We start from the raw sequence: 21531 nt of genomic DNA on the forward strand, positions 1-21531 counted from the left end.
CGTAAATCCGTTCGGCACGGCGGTCCTTCCGCGGCTACGATCCGGAAACGCGCGCGGACCGAAGACTCCTGGTCCGGGCGGGGGTGGGGTCCTGTAGAGCAGAGGCAGACTCGCCGCCACGGCATGGCGGATACGCCGGTTCGAATCCGGCCGGGACCACGAGCGGACGGCACGGGCGGGGCGGGACGGATGAGCGAGAGCGGTGGGATCAGCGAGGCGGACCTCGCGGTCTTCCACGACGTGGTCGGCAGGCTCCGCGAGCTGCCGGTCGACGACCCGGTGCGGCTGCGCGCCGAGCAGGTCGCCGCGTCCTTCGCCCGTGACGGACGGCTGCGCAGGCGCAAGGCGCGCGGGGCCGAACTCTCCGCCGCCGACGCGGCCGTGATGGCGGCCACCGCGACCGGGGCCGACGACCGCCGTGAGGACGCGCCGCTGGTCCCGCCGCAGGGCACCGAAGGCGCCGTCGGAGTCTTCCGGCGGCCACGGCCCTGCTATGTCTGCAAGGCGTCGTATCGACAGGTCGACTCCTTCTATCACCGGCTCTGTCCCGGCTGCGCCGCCGACAACCGCGCCCGCCGCGTGCTCAGCACGGATCTGAGCGGACGCCGCGCGCTGCTGACCGGGGGCCGAGTGAAGATCGGCTTCCAGCTGGCCCTGATGATGCTGCGCGACGGCGCGGAACTCCTGGTCACCAGCCGCTTCCCGCACGACACGGAGCGGCGCTTCCGCGCGGTGCCGGGCAGCGAGAAGTGGCTCGACCGGCTCACGGTGCTCGCAGTGGACCTGCGTGACCCGCGCCAAGTCCTCGGCCTGTGCGAGGAGTTGCGGCAGGAGGGTGAGCCGCTGGACATCCTGGTCAACAACGCGGCGCAGACGGTCAGGCGGCCACCAGAGTCGTACGCGGCGCTCGCGGGCGGGGAGCCGGCGGAACTGCCCGCAGGGGCGCGCGGCGCACCCGGGTTCCGGCCGATGCGGACGCTGGAGGGCTCCGACGCGACGCGGGGTGCGCTCGCCCTGGTCCTGCGCGAGGCCGGTGTGGTGCACGGGGTTGGTCTTCTGCGCGAGGCCGGTGTGGTGCACGGGGCCGGTCTTCTGCGCGAGGCCGACGCCGCGGGGCTGCTGCGCGATCCCTCTCCGGAGAACTCCTGGTCCGCCCGGCTCGGTGACCTCGACCCCGCCGAGGTCCTGGAGACCCAGCTGGTCAACGCGCTGGCCCCGGCGCTGCTCTGCGACCGGTTGCTGCCGTTGCTGCTCTCCTCGCCCCGCCCCCGCACGTACATCGTCAATGTCACGGCGGTCGAGGGCCGCTTCGCCGTGCGCAACAAGATGGCCGGGCACCCGCACACGAACATGGCCAAGGCCGCCCTGAACATGCTCACGCGGACGAGCGCGGCCGAACTCGCCGAGCGCGGCGTGCACATGTGCGCCGTGGACACCGGATGGATCACCGACGAGAACCCCGCCCCCAAGAAGGACCGCATCGCCGACGCCGGCTTCCGTACGCCCCTCGACGTCGTGGACGGCGCGGCCCGGATCTACGACCCGATCGTGCGGGGCGAGGCGGGCGATCCGGTATCGGGGGTCTTCCTCAAGGACTACGAGGAGGCCGAGTGGTGAACGACCCCGCGATCACCGGCCAGTTCGCGGGCGTGCCTTCGGTCGTGCCGCGGCCTGTAGCTGAACTGACCCCGCTGCTCGACTGGTTGCGTGGCGGACGCCCTGCCGGGGAGCGCCTCGACTTCGCGGCAGGGACGGTGCTTCCGGACGGGCGGCTCGACCTGTGCAAGCAGTCACTCGGAGCGGAGGGCGCCGCGCTGGTCGCCGAAGCACTGCGGGGAGAAGGGGGCGAACGTCCTCATCCCGTACGCCACTTGCTGCTCGGCACGGACGGCCTGGGGGACGAGGGGGCGGCCGTCGCGGCGGCGGCAGCGACCGGTGAGGCGGGGCCCACCGGTATCGAGACGCTCTACCTGGGCTGCAACGGCATCACCGCAGGCGGCGCCTGCCGCATCGCCGACCAGCTGCGGGCCTCGCCGCAGGTCGTGACCGGCGTCTGGCTCAAACGCAATCCGCTGGGGCCGAAGGGAGGCGCCGCCGCCACCGAACTCATCGACTCCGTAAGCAGGTTGCGCACGCTCGACCTCGTCCAGACCGGGCTCGACGCCGCCGGGGCCGCGCTTCTCGTCGACGCGCTGCTCGCGGCGGCCGACGCGGGGCGGCGTGTGGAACGGGTCTTCCTGAGCGGCAACCCGCTCGGACCGGCGGGTGCGGTCCCGCTCGCCGAGCTGATCGCCCGGGGCGGGGTGCGCGAACTGTACGTATCGGCGGCGCGGTTGGGCGACGGGGGAGCGCTGCTGATCGCGGAGGCGCTGGAGCGTGCGCCGCGGGGCGAGCTCGAACGCCTCTCCGTCGCCAGCAACGGCATCGGGCCGCGGGCCGCGGCCCCGCTGGTCGCGGCGGCCGTCTCCGCCGGGGTGGAACTGCTCGACCTCGGCCGGGTACGCGCCGCGGGGACACTCGGCGCTGCGGACAACCACGTCGACGACGCGGCGGCCACGGCCATCGCGGCAAGTCTCGCCGAGGGCGAACACCGCCTGGCACATCTGGTGCTCAGCCACACCGGCCTGCGCAGCCGCGAGGCCCACCGGCTGCTCGACACCGCCGGACGCGCGCTCTCGCCTACGCGCTTCGTGCTGGGGCAGGGGGTTGCGGCCAGCGTGAAGCGTCGCTTGGCGGCCTTCGCCGCGGGTGTGGCTGTGCCGGTCGTTCCGGCGGACGTTGCTGCCGTGCGGAGTGTGCATCGCTGAAGGCTGGGCACGCCTACGCGGCGGAGCCGCAGATGCCGTGGTGGAGCCGCAGATGTCTCGGCCCCGCGCCCCTGTCGGGGCTCCACCGGAAGGTACGATCCGCCCAAGGCGGGGCGTAGCGCAGAGGCAGTCGCGTCGGTCTCCAAAACCGGAACACGCTGGTTCGACTCCAGCCGCCCCGCCCCTCGACAATCCGCCGCACATGGGCAAATCCGCTGTCCCTCGGCCGGTCCGGCCAGGCAGAATCCGCGCATGGCTCCGCCCGAGAACACCGCCGCCCGCTATCTGCTCGCCGACCTCGACCCCCTGCCGTATCCGCGCCGGATGCGGGAGATCGCCGAGAGCGCCCGGGACTTCGCGCGGCGCGGCGCGCTGCGGTCCGTCCTGGAGGAACTGGAGGGCGGCGGCCCGTACGAGCGCGGGGTCGCGATCGTGCTGGCGTGTGCCGGTGGGGACGCCGAGTGGACCGGGGCGCGGCTCGCCGACCCCGACCCCTTCGTGCGGGGACACGCGCTGCGGGTCGCGGAGAGTCACGGGGTGCCGGACGCCGCGTTCGAGGCCGCGCTGCACGATGCTCCCGAGGCGGTGCGGCGGCAGTTGCTGCGCGCGATCGTCGCCGGGCGCCGCAGCGCGCTCGCCGATCGCGTCGTCGGCCCGTTGCGGAGCGAGTGGGGCGACGTGGAGGCGGCGAGGCTGCTGCCCGGCTGCTCGGACCCTGTGGTGGAGCGGCTCCTTCCGGGGCTCTTCCACGCCGTGCGGGGGTGGCGGCCGTTGGCGCGGCGGTATGCGGGTGTGCTGCTCGACGTGGCCGAGCGCGAGCTCGGCGCGTTGCCCGAGGCGCTGCGGGACGGGTGGTGGCAGCGGTACGCGGAGGGGGTCGCGGCGGCCACGAAGGCGGAGCCGGAGCGGGTGCTCGACCTCCTCGACCGGTTCGCCCCCAGCGTCTTTCCTCATCAACTCCGTTCACATCTTGGTGTGTTCGCCGACGCGGCGCCGGGGCGCGTCCTGGCGATCCTCTCCGGAACCTGGGGATGGCCGCCGCGGCGCAGCGGGGCGCTCACGATGTCCGTGCTGCGCAAGCTCGCCCGCTCGGGAGCGCCCGAACTCCTCACGTACGCGCGCGCCACCGCCGAAGACTCCGCCGATCTCGCCCGGTTGATGCTCGCGCACGCCCCCGCCGAGCGTGCTTCCGTCTATGCGCGGGCCGTCGAAGGGCGTGGTCCCGGATTCGTCACCGTCGACGGGGTCATTCTCGGCGCACTGCCCCGCAGCGCCGTGGCCGACGCGGCGCGACGGATGGCCGAACGGGCCGATGAGCAGGGCGGGCACTGGAGTTCCGTACTGCTCGCCGCGTCCTTCCTGCCCTGCGACGAGGTGCGCGAGCGGCTCGTGGCGGCGACCCGGCGGCCTGCCGCAGACGACCGCGCCGAGGCGTGGCCGCTGCTCGTCCGCAATGCCGCACGCTCCGGCGAACCGGCCCAAGTGACGGCCGTCCTCGAAGAGATGACGCGGCTCGTGAACGAGCAGGACCCGGTGCGGGCCGCCGCCCTGTCCGCGCTCGCCGAGACCCGGCCCGCCCTCTTCGGGGTCGACGCGGAACCGTTCCTCGACCGGATCTCCGCGGACGCCGTCGCGGCCCGCGACTCCTCGTACCGAACCCGCGGCAGCCTCAGCCGCCTGGCCGTCGCCGTGCTGCGCGAGCACGCGGCGGGCGGGCAGCGGGAGTTGGTCAACTGGGCGCTGCGCACCCTCGTCCGGATCTCGGGCAGCACCGGCGGCGCCGACCTCGGGCGCCTCGACCGCACCCTGCGCCGCGGCCAGGAGCACGACGTGTTCGAGGCGCTGCGGCCCTGGATCGAGGCGGGCGCGGAGAAGGCCGACTACAGCCTCGCCTTCGCGCTGGCCCGCGCCGTCGGCCGACGGGCCGCCGGGATGGCAGAACTGCAGGAACTCCTGTGGCAGGCCATCCGGTTCGGGAGCAACGCGACCGTCTCGCGCGCGATCGACCTGTGGCTGGATCCGCCCGCGACCCGCGACGAACGCGTCGCCCGCGTCCTGGCCCAGGAGCCGTCGACGGGCGTGCTCGCCCCGGTCCACTCGGTGCTGTGCGGGCGCCGCACGGACCTGCTCGACCAACTCCTGACCGGTACACCGCCGTACGGCCGGTTCCTGACCAAGGGCGCGTCCTGGACTCTGTCGGCCGGCCCGCACCAGATCCACCGCTGGCTGCCACGTCAACAGGCGTCATTCGCACGGCAGTTGGGCCGCACCGCGGGTGACGCGGGGCTCCCGCAGCGGGTCCGTGCCCTTGCGATCGCACGCAGCGCGCACGTTCCCGGAGCGGGGGAGGAACTGGTCCGCCGCTGGGCGGGTTCACCCGACACGGTGCTCGCCGAGGCGGCACTCGGCGCGCTCGCCCACATCGCACGGCCGGGGGACGCGCTGCCTGAGCTGCTCGCGCACGCGGGAGGCGAGCGGGCACGGATCGCGGTGTACGCGGCGACGCAGGCGTCACGTCATGTCGCTCCCTCCCGGCTCGCGGTGCTCCTGCGCGAGGTCCTGTGCGGGCCCGGCAAGAAGGTGACCAGCCGCAAGGAGGCCGCGCGCCTCGCGGCAGTGCGGCTGCCCGCGCCCGAGGCGGCGGCGCTGCTCGGCGACGCGTACGAGGCTCCGGACGCTCACCGCGACGTACGGGCGGCGTGTGTCGCCTTCGCGGGCGGGCTGCTCGGCGAGGAGCGGGTGTGGGGGCTCCTGCGGGATGCGGCAGGAGGCGAGGCGGTGCTGCGCACGGCTGTGCTGCGGGTGCGGCCACTGGATCTGGCGCAGGGGCATCGGGAGCGGTACGCGCGTCTCGTGCGCGAGGTGGTGGGTACGGACGACGACGAGGCGGCGGGTCTCGCGCTCGCCGCCCTTGCGCGGTGGGCCCCGTGGTCGCCGGACGCGGCTTCGGTGCTCGCGGGGGCGACGGCGGATCTTGCCCGGCGGGCCACCTGGCAGGTGGCCGCACGCGGACTCGTGACGGCGGCGGCGACCGCGCCCCGTGGGGACGAGGCGTTGTGCGGGGCGCTCGCGGCGCTGGCGGGCTCCGAGGTGGTGCCGTCGCCAGACCGGGATCTGCCTGCGCGGCGGCGGATCGAGTATCTGGCCGGGGAGCTGGCCCGTGCGGGCGAGGTGTACCGGGCAGCGTCCATCCGGGCGGGCGAGTTGCTCGCCGGGTACGGGGATTTCGTGCCGCAGGCCGCTGAGGTGCTTGCCGGCGCGGTCGCTCTTGACGCGGCGCCCGCCGATGCGGCGGAGGCTCTCTCGCGGCTCGCCCGGCTGCACGAGGGGCGGCCCGCGCTGGCGGTGCGGACGGCGGCGACGCTGGGGGAGCGCCTCGCCGACGCGGAAGGGGAAGCGGCCCTGCTGCTCCCCGTGGCGCGCCGCCTCGCCGAGGAGGGCAGCCACGCGTCGGGGCTCTTCGCCGTGGCGGCGGTGGAATCCCTCGGGGAGCGGACGGACTGGGCGGGCCCGTGTCGGGACCTGCTGACGTCTTTGCGGGCCCACGGCGTCCTGGACGTACGGGACGCGGCGCTGGCTGTGGCCACGGCTTAGGTGGGTGGCCCCTGGGATCCACCCACCCGAGCGCCCCGGAGCGGGACTACTTGCCCCGAGCCGCCATCCGCGCCCTGCGGGCAGCCAGCTTCTCGTCGAACTTGCTGGCCTCCGTGTCGAGCCCGTTCATGTACAGGCCGAGCTCCTCCTGCGCCTTGAGACCCTCGGGGCCGAGCCCGTCGATGTCCATGACCTTGAGATAGCGAAGGACCGGCTGGATCACGTCGTCGTGGTGGATCCGCATGTTGTAGATCTCGCCGATCGCCATCTGCGCGGCGGCCCGCTCGAAGCCGGGCATGCCGTGTCCGGGCATCCGGAAGTTGACGACGACGTCACGCACGGACTGCATGGTGAGGTCGGGGGCGAGCTCGAAGGCGGCGCCCAGGAGGTTGCGGTAGAAGACCATGTGCAGGTTCTCGTCGGTCGCGATGCGCGCCAGCATGCGGTCGCAGACCGGGTCGCCCGACTGGTGGCCCGTGTTGCGGTGCGAGACGCGGGTCGCGAGCTCCTGGAAGGCCACGTACGCGACGGAGTGCAGCATCGAGTGCCGGTTGTCGGACTCGAAGCCCTCGGCCATGTGCGCCATGCGGAACTGCTCGAGCTTGTCCGGGTCCACGGCGCGCGAGGCCAGGAGGTAGTCGCGCATCACGATGCCGTGACGGCCCTCCTCGGCGGTCCAGCGGTGCACCCAGGTGCCCCAGGCGCCGTCGCGGCCGAAGAGCGATGCGATCTCGTGGTGGTAGCTGGGGAGGTTGTCCTCGGTCAGGAGGTTGACGACCAGGGCGACCTTGCCGATGTCCGTGACCTTGGACTGCTCGGGCTCCCAGGCCTCGCCGTCCTCGAAGTAGCCGGGGAAGTTCCGGGCGTCCGAGAACGGGACGTACTCGTGGGGCATCCAGTCCTTGGCCACCTTCAGGTGGCGGTTGAGCTCCTTCTCGACCACTTCTTCCAGGGCGAACAGCAACCGGGCATCGGTCCAGTCGTCCGTGCTGCCGAGATGAGGAGAGGTGATCGTCACGGGGGCTCCAGGGGGACGGGAGTTTTTTCTTACGGATACGTGCGTAGGGGTTACGCGGTAGCACGAGCGGGTGCTATCTACCTACGGTCTCGTAGGTTACGTTGCCGTAGGTTAAGCCCTCCGTAAAGTGCTTGCGGCGGCGGGGCTCATGTGCACCTGCCGCTCCACCCGCCCCAGGACTGGTCAGGCGTACAGCTCCCGCAGGCGTACTGAGAGGCATGTCACACAGCCCTCGAGCTTCTCGAATTCGCTGATGTCCACCACCACCGGATCGAAACCGAGGTCCGCGAGCAGCTCCGCGCTCTTGGGCGCGCTCGATGCCAGGAGCAGCTTGGCGCCACCGAGCAGCACCACGTGCGCCCCCGACTCCTCGGGCACGGGCAGGAAGCGCGGGAAGAGCGAGGGAATGTCCACGAGCGGCGGGTGGCCGATCACCGTGCCGTCCGGCAGCGCCGTCACCGCCGACTTCAGGTGCAGGACCTTGGACACGGGGACGGCCACTACTCGCGCCCCCAGCGGCTCGAAGGTGGCCCGCAGCTGCCGGACGCCGGCCGCGTTCGTGCGCCCGCCGCGGCCCACGTAGATCGTGTCGTCGATCTTGAGGATGTCGCCGCCGTCCAGCGTGCCCGGCTCCCAGACCCAGTTCACGGAGGCTCCGAGCCGGGCCACCGCCTCCTCCACGCCGGCCGTCTCCGCGCGCCGGGACTCGGCGCCGGGGCGGGCGATCAGCGCCACGTTGCGGAAGACGACGACCGTGTCCTCGACGAAGACCGCGTCCGGGCAGTCGTCGGCGGGCTCCACCTCGACCGTCTCCCAGCCGTGCCCCCGCAGCGCCTCGGCGTACGTCTCCCACTGCTCGAGAGCGAGCCCCGCGTCGACCGGGGTCCGCTCGACATGGGTGACCAGGCCTTCGGCGATGCGAGGGCCGGGGCGGCGGATCAGCGCTTTCCTGCTGGGCACGGCGGGGTCTCCGTAGGTGCGGGAGCGGTGGGCGCGCCGGGTCCGGCGGGGACCGGATCAGGGCGCTGCCGCACATCATGCAGCGTGTGAGGGGTCCAGGCCCAGGGCTCGGCGCAGATGATCGGCGGTGAACGAGCCGTGCGCGTCGACCAGCTGCCCCGGTGTGCCCTCGAAGACGACGCGGCCGCCGTGCTTGCCGCCGTCGGGTCCGAGGTCGATCACCCAGTCCGCGTGCTTGACGACCTCCAGGTTGTGCTCGACGACGATCACGGTGTTCCCCGCGTCGACGAGCCGGTCCAGGAGAGCGAGCAGCCCGTCCACGTCCGCCATGTGCAGGCCGGTCGTCGGCTCGTCGAGGACGTACGTCGTGCCGGTGCGGTGCAGCTGCGTGGCGAGCTTGATGCGCTGGCGCTCGCCGCCGGACAGGGTGCTCAGCGGCTGCCCGAGCGTCAGGTAGGTGAGCCCCACCTCGTGCAGCGCCCGCAGCCGGCGGCGCACTGCCGTGTCGTCGACGGAGGCGAGGAAGTCCAGGGCGCGCTCGGCCGTCATGTCGAGCACATCAGCGATGGAGCTGCCGCCGATGGTCAGCCGGAGCACCTCTTCCTTGAAGCGGCGACCCTCGCACGCCTCGCAGGTCGTCGTCACCGGATCCATGAACGCCAGGTCGCTGTAGATGATCCCGCGCCCCTGGCAGCTCTCGCACGCGCCACGGGAGTTGAAGCTGAACAGCCCTGCCTCCTGGCCGGTCTCCCGCGCGAAGAGCTTGCGCAGCGAGTCCATGATCCCGAGGTACGTCGCCGGGGTCGAGCGGCCCGAGATGCCGATGCCCGACTGGTCCACGACCACCGCGTCCGGATGTTCGGCGACGAACGCCCCCGACACCAGCGTGCTCTTGCCGGAGCCCGCGACGCCGGTGACCGCGGTGAGCACCCCGGTCGGCACGCGCACGCTGACGTCCTTGAGGTTGTGCAGATCGGCGCCCTTGACCCACCGGCCGCCGATGGCCTCGCGCGGGTTCTCCTTGACGCCCGTGGAGCGCCGCAGGTGCCGGCCCGTGAGCGTGTCCGCGCGGCGCAGCTCGTCCGGTGTGCCCTCGAAGACGACCAGGCCGCCGCCCGTGCCCGCGGTCGGGCCCATGTCGACGACGTGGTCGGCGACGGCGATCACGTCCTGGTCGTGCTCCACGACCAGGACGGTGTTCCCCTTGTCGCGCAGGCGCAGCAGCAGGTCGCCCAGCCGCCCCACGTCGCGCGGGTGCAGGCCGATGCTGGGCTCGTCGAAGATGTACGTCATGCCGGTCAGGCTGGAGCCGAGGTGCCGCACCGTCTTCAGGCGCTGCCCCTCGCCGCCGGACAGCGTGGACGTCTCGCGGCCGAGGCTGAGATAGCCGAGGCCGATCGACTCGATCCGGCTCAGCGCGGCCACGGCGGCTCCGGCGATCGGGCCAGCCACCGGGTCGTTGATCCGCCGGAGGGCCGCGATGAGGTCGGTGACCTCCATGCGCGAGCAGTCGGCGATGTTCATTCCGTCGATACGGGTGGCCAGTGCCGCCGCGTTGAGCCGCGCCCCGTCGCAGGCGTCGCACTCTCCCTCGACGAGGAAGCGCTGCACGAGGTCGCGGGTCTTCTGGGAGAGCGCCGACAGATCGCGGTTGAGGTAGAGGCGCTCGAAGCGGTCGGCGAGTCCTTCGTAGTCGATGTCCCGCGCGCCGCCCGTGTTGTCGACGTTGACCTTGCCGCCGCCCTTCCCGCCGCGCATGAGGAACTCCCGCTCCGGCGCGCTGAATCGGCCCACCGGCTTGTGCGGGTCCAGGTCGGGGGTGTTGGTGTACGTCTGGCCCTGCCAGGTCCCCACGGCGAACGGCGGGAAGAGGATCGCGCCGTCCGCCAGGGACTTGGCCGGGTCCAGGATGCGGTCGTAGTCGGGCCGTACGGTCTTGCCCAGGCCGTGGCACCGGGGGCACATGCCCGAGGGGTCGTTGAACGAGTACGCGGTCGCAGGACCGGCACTCGGTGTGCCGTGCCGCGAGAACAGCACGCGCATCACCGAGTAGGTGTCCGTCATCGTGCCCACCGTGGACCGGGAGTGGCCGCCGATGGGCCGCTGGTCGACGACGATCGCGGGCGAGAGGTCCTCGATGGTGTCCGCGTGCGGCCGCTCGTACTTCGGCAGCCGGTTGCGGACGAACCACGTGAAGGTCTCGTTCAGCTGGCGCTGCGACTCGACCGCGATCGTGTCGAAGACGACCGACGACTTCCCCGACCCCGATACGCCGGTGAAGACCGTGAGCCGGTCCTTGGGAATGCGCAGGCTCACCTCCTTGAGGTTGTTCTCACGGGCTCCGGTGATGGTGATGTAGTGGTGCATACACGCGAAGCTAGCCGGAATACCCGACACCTTCTGTCGTGATTTCCTTCATCTCGCCGTCGAGGAGCAGCCAGCGCGTGATGCCGATCGACTCCAGGAACGGCACGTCGTGACTGGCCACGATCAGCGCTCCCTCGTACGACTCCAGGGCCGTGGCCAGCTGTTTCACGCTCGCCATGTCGAGGTTGTTCGTGGGCTCGTCGAGCATCAGGAGTTGCGGCGCGGGCTCCGCGAGCAGCAGCGCGGCCAGGGCCGCCCGGAACCGTTCGCCGCCCGACAGGGTCGCCGCCCGTTGATCGGCCCGTGCCCCCTTGAACAGGAAGCGGGCCAGGCGGGCCCGGATCCTGTTGTTGGTGGCGTCGGGCGCGAAGCGCGCCACGTTCTCGGCGACGGTGAGCTCTTCGTCGAGCACGTCGAGCCGCTGCGGCAGGAAACGCAGCGGGACGTGTGCCAGCGCCTCTCCCTCCACGGCTTCCAGCTCTCCGGCGATCGTCCGCAGGAGCGTGGTCTTGCCCGCGCCGTTGCGTCCGACCAGCGCGATCCGCTCGGGACCGCGCAGCTCGAACTCCCCCTGCACGCGCGCCCCGTAACGCAGGGTCAACTCCCGCAGGCTGAGCACGGTGCGGCCCGGTGGGACCGCGGTGTACGGCAGGTCGACGCGGATCTCGTCGTCGTCCCGCACCGCATCGACGGCGTCGTCCAGGCGTTCCTTCGCCTCGCTGAGTTTCTCCTCGTGCATGATGCGGTGCTTGCCGGCGGACACCTGGGCCTGGCGCTTGCGCTCGCCCATGACGACCTTCGGCTCGCGCTTGGTGTCCCACATCTTCTGGCCGTACCGCTTGCGCCGTGCCAACTTGACCTGGGCATCTGCCAGTTCACGCTTCTGCTTCTTCAGATCGGACTCGGCGACGCGCACCATGCGCTCCGCGGCCTCCTGCTCGGTGGCCAGCGCCTCCTCGTACGCGGCGAAGTTGCCTCCGTACCACTTGACCTCTCCGTCCCGCAGATCGGCGATCTGGTCGACCAGTTCGAGGAGTTCGCGGTCATGGCTGACCACGACCAGGACTCCGGACCAGGCGTCGACGGCCGCGTACAGGCGTCGACGGGCGTACAGATCCAGGTTGTTGGTGGGTTCGTCGAGCAGGAGCACGTCGGGCCGGTGCAGCAGCAGCGCGGCCAGGCGCAGCAGCACGGACTCGCCGCCCGACACCTCCCCGGTGGTGCGGTCGAGGCCGATGTGGCCCAGGCCGAGCTGATCGAGGGTCGCGACGGCGCGCTCCTCGACGTCCCAGTCGTCGCCGACCGCCGTGAAGTGCTCCTCGCTCACGTCGCCCGTCTCAATGGCGTGCAGGGCGGCGCGAGTTGCCGCGATGCCGAGCACCTCGTCGACGCGCAGGCCGGTGTCGAGCGTGACGTTCTGCGGCAGGTACCCGATGTCGCCCGCGACGCGGACGGCGCCGTCGCTCGGCGCGAGTTCACCGGCGACGAGCTTCAACAGGGTTGATTTTCCCGATCCGTTGACGCCGATGAGTCCGGTCCTGCCCGGACCGAAGGCCGCCTGGAGCCCGTCGAAGACACCGGTGCCGTCCGGCCAGGTGAAGTCGAGCGACGTGCAGGTGATGGAGGTGGGGGAAGTAGACATGTGGTCCTCGCGGTTGCGTGAGATGAAGCGCGGTCAGGGGCAACGCGTTTCGGGACACCGCGAGGTGCGACAGCTTGGACTGGGAGCAGCGTCGTCAGGGGATGAGGGCAGAAAAATGGGCCCTGTGCCCGGGGACGGCTCGAACGCCGAGGTCGCACGCTACGCACACAGTCGAGCCGTGTGACGCGGTGACTCCAGACCTCAGACGAGCAACGTCCTACTCCTATCGGCGACAACAGAACCGCTATACACCGTACGGTGCGATCTGAGCGCTGTCAACGACTTATCGTGACCGCGAACAAGGAGGCCCCATGCCCTATGGCTCGCTCTCACTTCCGACCCGGATCTTCCTGCTGGCCTGGGACACCGGTCGGAACAGGATCGCCGGCGCCCCCGAACTGCCCTACGCGGTGCGGGCCGGCGCGCTCGCGGAGCTGGCCCAGCGCGGACTCGTCTCGGACGTGGAGGGCATCGTCACGCCGGTCTTCGGCGCACGCACCGGCGACCCGGCGCTCGATGGTGTCCTCGAACTGATCGAGGAGTCCCGGCCCCGCAAATGGAGCGGCTGGATCACCCACAAGTCCCGCGACACCCTGAACGGGGCGCGCGACCAGCTGGCGTCCGAGGGCTATCTGCGGACGGAACGCATCCGGGTCTTCGGGATCTTCCCCTCCCGCCGGTACGAGCTGGAGCGCACCGGATACGTCGAGGTCCTGCACACCGAGGCGCTCGCGGTCCTGCGCGGCCCGGTACCCGTGTCCGAGGTCCCCCCGATCGACGCGGCCCTGGTGGTGTGCGCGGCGACGGGCAAGCTGCGCGGCATCTTCCCCGGCAAGGAGCGCAGGCGGTACAAGGAACGGCTCGACGCCCTCACCGACCGCTGCGGAGCCCCTGCCCCGGAACTCCCCGAGCTGATGCGGGCGCTGCGCAAGGCCCTGGCGTCCGCGGTGACGTACGCGGAGGCGGCCAGGGGAGGCGGCGGGGGCGGCGGCTGAGGGCCCGCGGCCGGGACGTACAGGTCGGATTCTCGCCAGCTGCGGGTCGCGCGGCGCTGGTTGAGTGGCCGCATGACAGAGACGAACCGTCGCGACGACGCCCTGAAGTTCCGCGCCCTGCACGTCCCGGGACGGCCGCTGGTGCTGCCGAACGCTTGGGACGTGGCCAGTGCCCGCGTCGTCGAGTCGGCCGGAGCCGCGGCCGTCGCCACCACGAGCGCCGGTGTCGCGTGGGACCTCGGCGCCGCGGACGGCGACCGGCTCGGCAGGGATCGCGCCCTCGGCGCGCTCGCCGGGATCGCCGCCGCGGTCGGGGTGCCGGTGAGCGCCGACATCGAGAGCGGCTACGCGGCGGACCCGGCGGGAGTCGCCGACACGGTGCGGGATGTGCTCGCCGCCGGCGCCGTCGGCGTGAACATCGAGGACGCGCTGTACGAGGGAGAGGCGCCGCTGCGGACGGTCGCCGGGCAGGTGGAGCGCATCGCGGCGGCCCGTGCGGCTGCCGACGCCGCGGGTGTGCCGCTGTTCGTCAACGCGCGCATCGACACGTATCTGCGGGGAGCGGGGGAGCCGGCGGACCGCGTCGGCCCGACCCTGGAGCGGGCTGCCGCATACCTCGCGGCCGGAGCCGACGGGATCTTCGTGCCGGGGGCCGTGGACCCGGGGACGGTGAAGGCACTCGTCGCGGGTGTCGACGGGCCGCTCAACGTGATGGCAGGGCACGGAGCGCCGTCGGTCGCGGAGTTCGCCGGTCTCGGCGTCGCGCGGATCAGTGTGGGCGCGGGCATCGCACAGGCCGTGCACGCCGTCGTGCGCCGGGCCGCGCGTGAGCTGCTCGCCGAGGGGACGTACACCTCGCTGGCGGGTGGGCTCGACTACGGGGAGCTGAATTCGCTGCTCGGCGCCCGGTGACGCCGGGGGCGGCGGCTCAGCAGGCGTCCCGCATCAGATCGGCGAGGTCCTGGTCCAGGTCGACGTGCAGATGCTCGTCGCCGGTGGGCACCAGGGTCAGGGAGCGGTGCAGGAAGCGGCGGAGCTCGCCGCTGCGGATGTGGACGATCGCCGTGCCCTCGGGGGCGTGGAACTCCACGACCGTGCGGTCGAAGCCGTACGGACGCACGCGGACGTCTCCGTCGCCCACCGCCTGCTCCATGCCCTGGGCGAGCAGCTCTCGGGCGAAGGTCCAGTAGACCTCGACGCCCTCCAGGGTCGCGGGGGCGGGAAAACTCATCCGGACGGCGAACGGATCGCCCTGGTCGTAGTGGAGCGTCGCGGGAATGGTCGACATCCGCGGCGCGGCGGCGACGAGGCGGGCCTCTACGGCTTGTTCGATGCTGTTGGACAACGCCTGCTCCCTCAACTACAGCTGGACGACTCGGGTCGGCACTCTGATAGACGTCGGAATGACGGAATCCGTGCACGCGAACACCGAGTGACCTCGGTCACCGCGCGCTCTTCACCGTCTTCACGTAATTACCGGAAGGAATCCTGTGTTCCGGTGGTAACTTCCCCCGCCATGAGGTCCTTGGGGAAGACGAGATGGTCGCGGTCCGTGGGTCGTGCGGTGACGGTGGGGCTGTGCGGGGCGGCTCTCGCCGCGACGGCGCCTGCCGCGCCGGGGTTCGCCCAGGCGGCGCCCGCGGGCCAGTCGCAGCGGGGCGGCGGCTGGGATCTCAAGGACAGCGGCAGCGACGCGCGCTTCCGCGGTCTCGCCGCCGTCAGCCGGAACGCCGCGTGGGTGGCCGGTGCGAAGGGCACCGTGCTGCGCACGTCGGACGGCGGCGACAGCTGGCGCGACGTCTCCCCGCCCGGGGCCGGGGAACTGGAGTTCCGGGACATCGAGGCCTTCGACGGCCGCCGCGCGGTGGTCCTCGCCATCGGCGAGGGCGAGGCGTCGCGGGTCTTCCGGACGTCGGACGGCGGAGCGACCTGGACGGAGTCCTTCCGCAACACCGACCCCAAGGCCTTCTACGACTGCATGACGTTCTTCGACCGGCGCCACGGCCTGGCGATGAGCGACCCGGTGGACGGCACGTTCCGCATCCTGTCCACCGCCGACGGCGGCCGGTCCTGGAAGGTCCTGCCCGACGACGGCATGCCCGCCGCCCAGGAGGGCGAGGCGGGCTTCGCGGCCGGCGGCCAGTGCCTGGTGAGCTCCGGCCCCCGCGACGTGTGGCTGGCCACCGGCGGCGCGGCACGCGCGCGTGTCCTGCACTCGGCCGACCGCGGCCGGACCTGGACGGCCACCGACGCGCCGATCCCGGCGGGCGACCCGGCACGCGGCGTCTTCGGCCTCGCCTTCCGCGACCGTACGCACGGCATCGCGGTCGGCGGCGACTACCGCGCCGACCAGCCATCGCCGAAGGCCGCGGCCACCACCGGCGACGCCGGCCGCACCTGGACCACGGCCACCCGGCCGCCGCCCGCCTACCGCTCCGGGGTGGCCTGGCTGCCCGGGAGCCGCCGCGGCGCGCTCGCGGTCGGGCCGACCGGCACGGACGTCACGTCGGACGGCGGGCGCAGCTGGCGGACGGTCGACGCGGGGTCGTACGACACCGTGGACTGCACGCGGGACCGCGTCTGTTGGGCCTCCGGCGAGAAGGGCCGGATCGCGCGCTGGGAGCGGGACCGGAGCGGCTCCGCCCCGCGGGACTAGGGCAGTACCTGCCGGTAAGGGGCGAGTTCGGGGGCGGTCTTCGTGGCGATGAACTCGGTGATGCGGTACTCGCAGACCTCCGCGAGTACGAAGGGGTCGCTCGCCGCGATCTCCTCGATCGCCGCACGGTCGTCGGCCACGGCGAGGATCACGCCGCCGTCGCGCGGATTCTTGCGACCGGAGGCGATGAAGACGCCCTGTGCGTACAGCTGGTCTAGCCACGCCACGTGGGCCTCCAGCTCCTTGTCGACGGCGGACACGGGCGCGGTGTAGGTCAACTCGAGAACGAACATGATCGCGAGGCTACCGCCGCTCGTCGCCACGGGCCGCCCCGGCCCGGTGCGTTCGCTTTATCCCGTATCCGTAGCAAGTGTTAACGCGCCTTATGCGCACGGTGCGGAACCGCCTCGCCTCATCCCGTAGTCGACTCGTATGCTGACCGCTCAACCGGCCACTCCGCGAGCTGACTTCGTGGTGCGTGGCTGGCCCATTTCTGCCGGGAGTTCACTTTGCTGTACAGGAAGACCGCTTTGCGCGTTGCCGCACCCGTGGCCGTGCTCGCCCTCGCGCTGACCGCCTGCGGCGGTGGCGACAAGAAGGACTCCGCGGACAAGCCGAAGGCCGGGGCCAACGAGCCCAAGGCCAAGCCGTCGCCCGAGTCCGGGGGCGAGATGGGCGCCGGCGAGAGCGCCACCGGCAAGGTCAAGGAGGGTGACGTCCCCGTCACCTACGAGATCACCGCGCAGAAGGTCGACCTGGGCACGGAGGCCGACACCAAGAAGATGGTGCAGGACCCCAAGGAGGCCAAGGGCCTGGTCCCGGCCATCGCCTACGTGAAGTACACGCACAAGTCCGGCGCCGCCCTCACCGAGACCCCGGACGCGAACGACTCCACCACCGTCTGGGCGGACGGCCGACGCGGCACCCTGGTCATCGGTGCCGCCGACGACGCGCCGGGCTGCGAGGACCCCTCGTCCATCGAGGGCTGGAAGAAGGGTCAGACCCACGTCCTGTGCGACACCTACCTGGTGCCCAAGGACGCGAAGGACCTGGAGATCCACTGGTCGGAGGAGGACGGCGAGCCGTTCACCTGGAAGTTCGCCGCCAAGTAGCAAGCCGCCGGGCGGGCGGGGTGGGGTAAGGCCGAAGGCCTAGTCTTGACCGCACCATGACGACCCACGCCGCCGCCCTCGCGCGCATCCCCGCCGACTGGCCCACCGACGAGCCGACCGCACGCGCGGTCCAGGACGCTCTCCGCGCCCGGGTCGTGCTCGACGAGGCGGGCCCCGAGCCGGGCACGGGCCACGTGACGGGCGTCGACGTCGCCTACGACGACGAGCGCGACATCGTCGCCGCCGCGGTCGTGGTCCTGGATGCCGCGACGCTCGATGTCGTCGAGGAGGCGACCGCGGTGGGCCGCGTGGCCTTCCCGTACGTCCCTGGCCTGCTCGCCTTCCGCGAGATCCCGACCGTCCTCGCCGCCCTGGGGAAGCTCGAAGCCGCCCCGGGCCTCGTCGTCTGCGACGGCTACGGCATCGCGCATCCCCGCAGGTTCGGCCTCGCGAGCCACCTCGGCGTCCTCACCGGTCTGCCCACGATCGGCGTGGCCAAGAACCCCTTCACCTTCACGTACGAGGCTCCGGGCGCGCCGCGGGGAAGCGCGGCCCCTCTCCTCGACGGAGCGGAGGAGATCGGCCGCGCCCTGCGCACCCGCGAGGACGTCAAGCCGGTCTTCGTCTCCGTGGGCCACCGTGTGGGCCTGGACAACGCCTGCGCCCAAACGCTCGGCCTGACGCCGCGCTACCGCCTTCCGGAGTCGACGCGGCGCGCGGACGCCCTGTGCCGTGCGGCCCTGCGCGAGGCGACCGCTAGCGCGTCGCCGCCACCCGGAACCTGAGCCCGGCCGCCGTCAGCCGCGCGGTGAGCGCGTCGCCCATCGCCACGGCCGTGGTCAACTGCCCGGCCACGTCCGGCAGATCGTCGTCGAGGGCCAGGCACAGGGCCGCCTCGCCGAGCATCTTCGCCGTCTCGTCGTAGCCCGGATCGCCGCCCGAGACCTCGGTGAACACCCGCCGGCCGCCGCCCTCGCCGACGAACCGCACGGAGAACCAGCTCTCCGCGCGCCGCTGCTCGCTCGGCCCGTCGCCCGGCTTGAGCCGCGAGGACAACCACCGCCGCGCGGGCGGCACTTGGGCCGCCGCCACCAGACCGCTGACGGCCGCCGCGCCACCCACCGCGAACGGCAGGGTCTTCACGGCCGCGTAGTGCCGGTAGCGGAAGTCGGGCCCGTAGCGCTCCAGGGCCCGCGCCGAGCGCTGCACCACCTGCGGGTCGATCGTCGGCAGGGGAAGGGCCCAGGCGCCGACCTCGCCCGCGTACCGGGGCACGCTCGGCGGCGCGTACGCCTTGCGGTCCACCAGGCGCGGCTCGTGCCGTCGCCGGTCCCGCGCGGCGGCCAGCATCTGCGGCCCGCGTCCCATCTGGGCGAGCGCGGAGGCGAACGTACCGCCGGAGAACGTCGCGTTGCTCCGGACGAACCCGTCGACGCGCAGCGGCACGCCCTCCGGGAGCTGCCGCACCGTGAAGTACGCGCCCAGGTCGTGCGGGACCGAGTCGAAGCCGCAGGAGTGCACGAGGCGTGCGCCCGTCTCGCGTGCGCGGGCGTCGTGCCGCACGTACATCAGGTCGACGAACTCCGGCTCACCGGTGAGGTCCACGTAGTCAGTGCCCGCATCGGCGCACGCGGCGACGAGTTCCTGGCCGTACGCGATGTAGGGCCCCACGGTGGTGGCCACCACGCGCGCGTGCCCTGCCATCTCCCGCAGGGACGCCGGGTCCGCCACGTCCGCGCGGACGAGGGGGAGCTCCGCACAGGCCGGATGGGTCTCGGCGAGCTTCTCCCGCAGCCGCTCCAGCTTCCCGGTGTCGCGACCGGCGATCGCCCAGCGCAACCCTGCGGGGGCGTGCGCGGCGAGGTACTCCGCGGTGAGCACACCGACGAATCCGGTCGCCCCGAAGAGCACGATGTCGTACGTGCGACGGTCCGCACGCTCCTTGCCGTTGTCGCTCTGACTGGTCATGGCACCTCTCTGCCGTGCACCCCGCGCCGATGTCGGTGGCCGAGGCTAGCGTGCGTAGTGCGGCTCTCCCACCGGCCCCCCTGGCCCCGCCACAGGCGGACCGGACCCGCACCGGCGCGCGACCTGGGCCGCAATTTGTCTAAGCGCTTGCTTGCTAGGGTCTTGTGCGGAGTGGAACACGTTCTTAGCATCACTGGTGTTACATCAGTTGTGTCATAGCGCTGGGGGCTCAATGGCAGTGCCGGACAAGGGCGTTCACGGGCCGCTCGCCGGGGTGCGCGTGGTCGAGCTGGCGGGCATCGGGCCCGGCCCGTTCGCGGCCATGCTCCTCGCCGACCTCGGCGCCGACGTCGTACGCGTCGACCGACCAGGCGGCGGCGGTCTCGCGATCAATCCCGAGTACGACGTCACCAACCGCAACAAACGCTCCGTGATCGTCGACCTCAAGGCGGCGGACGGCGCGGCCCGCGTCCTCGACCTGGTCGACCGCGCTGATGTCCTCATCGAGGGCTACCGCCCCGGCGTCGCCGAGCGCCTCGGCGTCGGGCCCGCCCCCTGCCACGCCCGCAACTCCAGGCTCGTCTACGGACGAATGACCGGCTGGGGGCAGGAGGGCCCGCTGGCCCAGCGTGCCGGGCACGACATCGCGTACATCGCGATCACCGGCACCCTCGGCATGATCGGCAACCCAGGAGAGCCCCCCACCGTCCCCGCGAACCTCGTCGGGGACTTCGCGGGCGGCTCCCTCTACCTCGTCGTCGGCATCCTCGCGGCCCTGCACCACGCGCGCGACCACGGCACGGGACAGGTCGTGGACGCCGCGATCGTCGACGGCACCGCGCACCTCACGTCGATGATCCACGGCATGCTCGCGGCCGGCGGCTGGCAGGACAGGCGCGGCGCCAACCTCCTGGACGGCGGCTGCCCGTTCTACGGCAACTACGAGACCGCCGACGGCGGATACATGGCCGTCGGGGCTCTGGAACAGCAGTTCTACGACGAGTTCATCGCGCTCATCGGCCTGGCGGACGAGGCGCCTCCGCGCAAGGACCTGTCCCGCTGGGGCGAGCTGCGCGAGGCCGTCGCCGCCCGCTTCAAGACGCGGACGCGCGAGGAGTGGACGGCCGTCTTCGAAGGCTCCGACGCCTGCGTCGCACCCGTGCTCTCGCTGCGCGAAGCCCCCGGCCACCCCCATCTCGCCGCCCGCGGCACCTTCGTCGACCACGGCGGCATCACCCAGCCCGCCCCCGCGCCCCGCTTCTCCGCGACCCCGACGGACGTCCGCGGCGGGCCCGCCCAACCGGGCGCGCACACCGAGGACGTGGCCCGCGACTGGGACGTACCGGCCCTCCTGACAGGCACCCCCACGAAGGAAGACGACTGATGCAACTCTCCGCACCTCTCGCCTACGCGGGCGACCCGCGCCAGGCAGCCGACGATGTGGCGGCCCTGGAGTCCGCAGGCCTGGACGCCGTCTGGGTGGCGGAGGCGTACGGCTTCGACTCGCCCACGATCATGGGCTACCTGGCCGCACGCACCGAGCGTATGAAGATCGGCGCCGCGATCCTCAACGTCTACTCGCGCACCCCCGCCCTCATCGCCCAGACGGCCGCCGGACTCGACGCCATCTCCGGCGGGCGCGCCATCATCGGGCTCGGCGCGTCGGGCCCGCAGGTCGTCGAGGGCTGGCACGGCAAGCCGTACGACAAGCCCCTGGCCCGCACCCGCGAAGCCATCGAGCTGACCCGCCGCATCCTGCGCCGCGAGGTCATCGACCACCACGGCATCACGGACATGCCGCTGCCCGAGGAGAAGGGCGGCAAGCTGGGCAAGCCGCTCAAGATCCTCACCAAGCCGGTGCGTTCGGAAGTGCCGCTGTACGTCGCTTCCCTTGGCCCCGCCAACGTCCGCATGACCGCCGAGATCGCCGACGGCTGGCTGCCCACCCTGTTCATCCCGGAGAAGGCCCACCAGGTGTGGGGCGCTCCGCTCGCCGAAGGCAAGGAGAAGCGCGATCCGGCGCTCGGCCCCTTGCAGACGGTCGCGGGCGGACTGCTCGCCATCGGTGACGACGCGGCGGCCGCACGGGATCTGGCCCGACCGCAAATTGCCCTCTACGTAGGCGGCATGGGCGCACCGGGGAAGAACTTCTACAACGACCTCGCGGTGGCGTACGGCTACGAGAAGGAGGCCAAGCGCATCCAGGAGCTGTATCTCTCGGGCAAGAAGAAGGAAGGCGAGGCCGCCGTCCCGGACGAGTTCTGCGAGCTCATGACACTGTGCGGGCCCGAGAGCTACGTCCGTGAGCGCGTCGAGGCCTTCCGCGAGGCGGGCGTCACCATGCTCAACGTCATTCCCGTCGGCCCCGAGCCGGCCAAGTCGATCGAAACCGTCAAGGGCTGGCTCTAGGGC

General features: G+C 72.3%; 17 protein-coding genes and 2 tRNA genes. 12 read left to right on the forward strand and 7 right to left on the reverse strand.

Translation table 11 applies throughout. The features are described from left to right. Positions 1–87 precede the first annotated feature (87 nt). The 5 genes from AC5P1C_RS22920 (at position 88) to AC5P1C_RS22940 (ending at position 6401) form a co-directional block, all read left to right on the forward strand. Positions 88–159, forward strand: a tRNA-Ala gene (locus AC5P1C_RS22920). 30 nt (positions 160–189) lie between these two features. Further along, positions 190–1617 carry an SDR family NAD(P)-dependent oxidoreductase gene (locus tag AC5P1C_RS22925; RefSeq protein ID WP_493867770.1) on the forward strand — a complete coding sequence of 476 codons (1428 nt, stop codon included), beginning with the start codon at positions 190–192 and terminating at the stop codon, positions 1615–1617. After that, a complete protein-coding gene (locus tag AC5P1C_RS22930; RefSeq protein WP_493867771.1) occupies positions 1614–2807 on the forward strand; it encodes a leucine-rich repeat domain-containing protein in 1194 nt (397 codons plus the stop codon). Before AC5P1C_RS22925 ends, AC5P1C_RS22930 begins: the two co-directional genes overlap by 4 nt. A 109-nt stretch (positions 2808–2916) precedes the next feature. Further along, positions 2917–2989, forward strand: a tRNA-Trp gene (locus tag AC5P1C_RS22935). A 70-nt stretch (positions 2990–3059) separates the two neighbouring features. Next, positions 3060–6401: a hypothetical protein gene (locus AC5P1C_RS22940; protein ID WP_493867772.1), complete on the forward strand. Its 3342-nt coding sequence runs from the start codon at positions 3060–3062 to the stop codon at positions 6399–6401. 46 nt (positions 6402–6447) lie between these two features. Here the strand turns inward: AC5P1C_RS22940 and AC5P1C_RS22945 are convergent, their stop codons facing one another. From AC5P1C_RS22945 to AC5P1C_RS22960, 4 genes are all read right to left on the reverse strand, one after another. Further along, the gene (locus AC5P1C_RS22945) at positions 6448–7419 is read right to left on the reverse strand and encodes an acyl-ACP desaturase (RefSeq protein WP_493867773.1); all 972 of its coding nucleotides are present in this window, start codon (positions 7417–7419) and stop codon (positions 6448–6450) included. 183 nt (positions 7420–7602) lie between these two features. Next, entirely contained in the window at positions 7603–8379 is a 777-nt protein-coding gene (gene ddaH / locus AC5P1C_RS22950; RefSeq protein WP_493867774.1) for a dimethylargininase, read from the reverse strand. Between the two features lie 75 nt (positions 8380–8454). Further along, positions 8455–10746, reverse strand: a complete 2292-nt coding sequence (locus AC5P1C_RS22955) for an ATP-binding cassette domain-containing protein (protein WP_493867775.1) — start codon at positions 10744–10746, stop codon at positions 8455–8457. Between the two features lie 10 nt (positions 10747–10756). Then, the gene (locus tag AC5P1C_RS22960) at positions 10757–12388 is read right to left on the reverse strand and encodes an ABC-F family ATP-binding cassette domain-containing protein (RefSeq protein ID WP_493867776.1); all 1632 of its coding nucleotides are present in this window, start codon (positions 12386–12388) and stop codon (positions 10757–10759) included. A gap of 311 nt (positions 12389–12699) precedes the next feature. Between AC5P1C_RS22960 and AC5P1C_RS22965 the strand changes: the two genes are divergently transcribed. Both AC5P1C_RS22965 and AC5P1C_RS22970 read left to right on the forward strand, forming a co-directional pair. After that, positions 12700–13383, forward strand: a complete 684-nt coding sequence (locus AC5P1C_RS22965) for a GOLPH3/VPS74 family protein (RefSeq protein ID WP_493867777.1) — start codon at positions 12700–12702, stop codon at positions 13381–13383. Between the two features lie 72 nt (positions 13384–13455). After that, the gene (locus AC5P1C_RS22970; RefSeq protein ID WP_493867778.1) at positions 13456–14295 is read left to right on the forward strand and encodes an isocitrate lyase/PEP mutase family protein; all 840 of its coding nucleotides are present in this window, start codon (positions 13456–13458) and stop codon (positions 14293–14295) included. Positions 14296–14311: 16 nt separating this feature from the next. Here AC5P1C_RS22970 and ssgD read toward each other — a convergent pair whose 3' ends face one another. Further along, the gene (ssgD, locus tag AC5P1C_RS22975) at positions 14312–14728 is read right to left on the reverse strand and encodes a spore wall synthesis regulator SsgD (protein ID WP_493867779.1); all 417 of its coding nucleotides are present in this window, start codon (positions 14726–14728) and stop codon (positions 14312–14314) included. 171 nt (positions 14729–14899) lie between these two features. Between ssgD and AC5P1C_RS22980 the strand changes: the two genes are divergently transcribed. Beyond that, positions 14900–16039 (forward strand): WD40/YVTN/BNR-like repeat-containing protein, encoded by a 1140-nt coding sequence (locus tag AC5P1C_RS22980; RefSeq protein WP_493867780.1) that lies wholly within the window; start codon positions 14900–14902, stop codon positions 16037–16039. Here AC5P1C_RS22980 and AC5P1C_RS22985 read toward each other — a convergent pair. Further along, entirely contained in the window at positions 16036–16332 is a 297-nt protein-coding gene (locus AC5P1C_RS22985) for a YciI family protein (RefSeq protein ID WP_493867781.1), read from the reverse strand. The genes AC5P1C_RS22980 and AC5P1C_RS22985 overlap by 4 nt on opposite strands. A 216-nt stretch (positions 16333–16548) precedes the next feature. Between AC5P1C_RS22985 and AC5P1C_RS22990 the strand changes: the two genes are divergently transcribed. Both AC5P1C_RS22990 and AC5P1C_RS22995 read left to right on the forward strand, forming a co-directional pair. Then, positions 16549–17151: a hypothetical protein gene (locus tag AC5P1C_RS22990; RefSeq protein WP_493867782.1), complete on the forward strand. Its 603-nt coding sequence runs from the start codon at positions 16549–16551 to the stop codon at positions 17149–17151. A 56-nt stretch (positions 17152–17207) separates the two neighbouring features. Further along, the gene (locus AC5P1C_RS22995; protein ID WP_493867783.1) at positions 17208–17936 is read left to right on the forward strand and encodes an endonuclease V; all 729 of its coding nucleotides are present in this window, start codon (positions 17208–17210) and stop codon (positions 17934–17936) included. On the opposite strand, the gene AC5P1C_RS23000 is transcribed toward AC5P1C_RS22995, so the two are convergent. Then, positions 17908–19119, reverse strand: coding sequence for a saccharopine dehydrogenase family protein (locus tag AC5P1C_RS23000; protein ID WP_493867784.1), 1212 nt, complete (start codon positions 19117–19119; stop codon positions 17908–17910). The two genes, AC5P1C_RS22995 and AC5P1C_RS23000, sit on opposite strands and share 29 nt — an antisense overlap. A 232-nt stretch (positions 19120–19351) precedes the next feature. Between AC5P1C_RS23000 and AC5P1C_RS23005 the strand changes: the two genes are divergently transcribed. Further along, positions 19352–20503: a CaiB/BaiF CoA transferase family protein gene (locus AC5P1C_RS23005; protein ID WP_493867785.1), complete on the forward strand. Its 1152-nt coding sequence runs from the start codon at positions 19352–19354 to the stop codon at positions 20501–20503. Further along, complete coding sequence (locus tag AC5P1C_RS23010; RefSeq protein ID WP_493867786.1) at positions 20503–21528, forward strand: LLM class F420-dependent oxidoreductase; 1026 nt, start codon at positions 20503–20505, stop codon at positions 21526–21528. The genes AC5P1C_RS23005 and AC5P1C_RS23010 overlap by 1 nt, the downstream gene beginning before the upstream one ends. Positions 21529–21531: the final 3 nt, after the last annotated feature.

This window comes from Streptomyces sp. A18 (assembly GCF_059026065.1).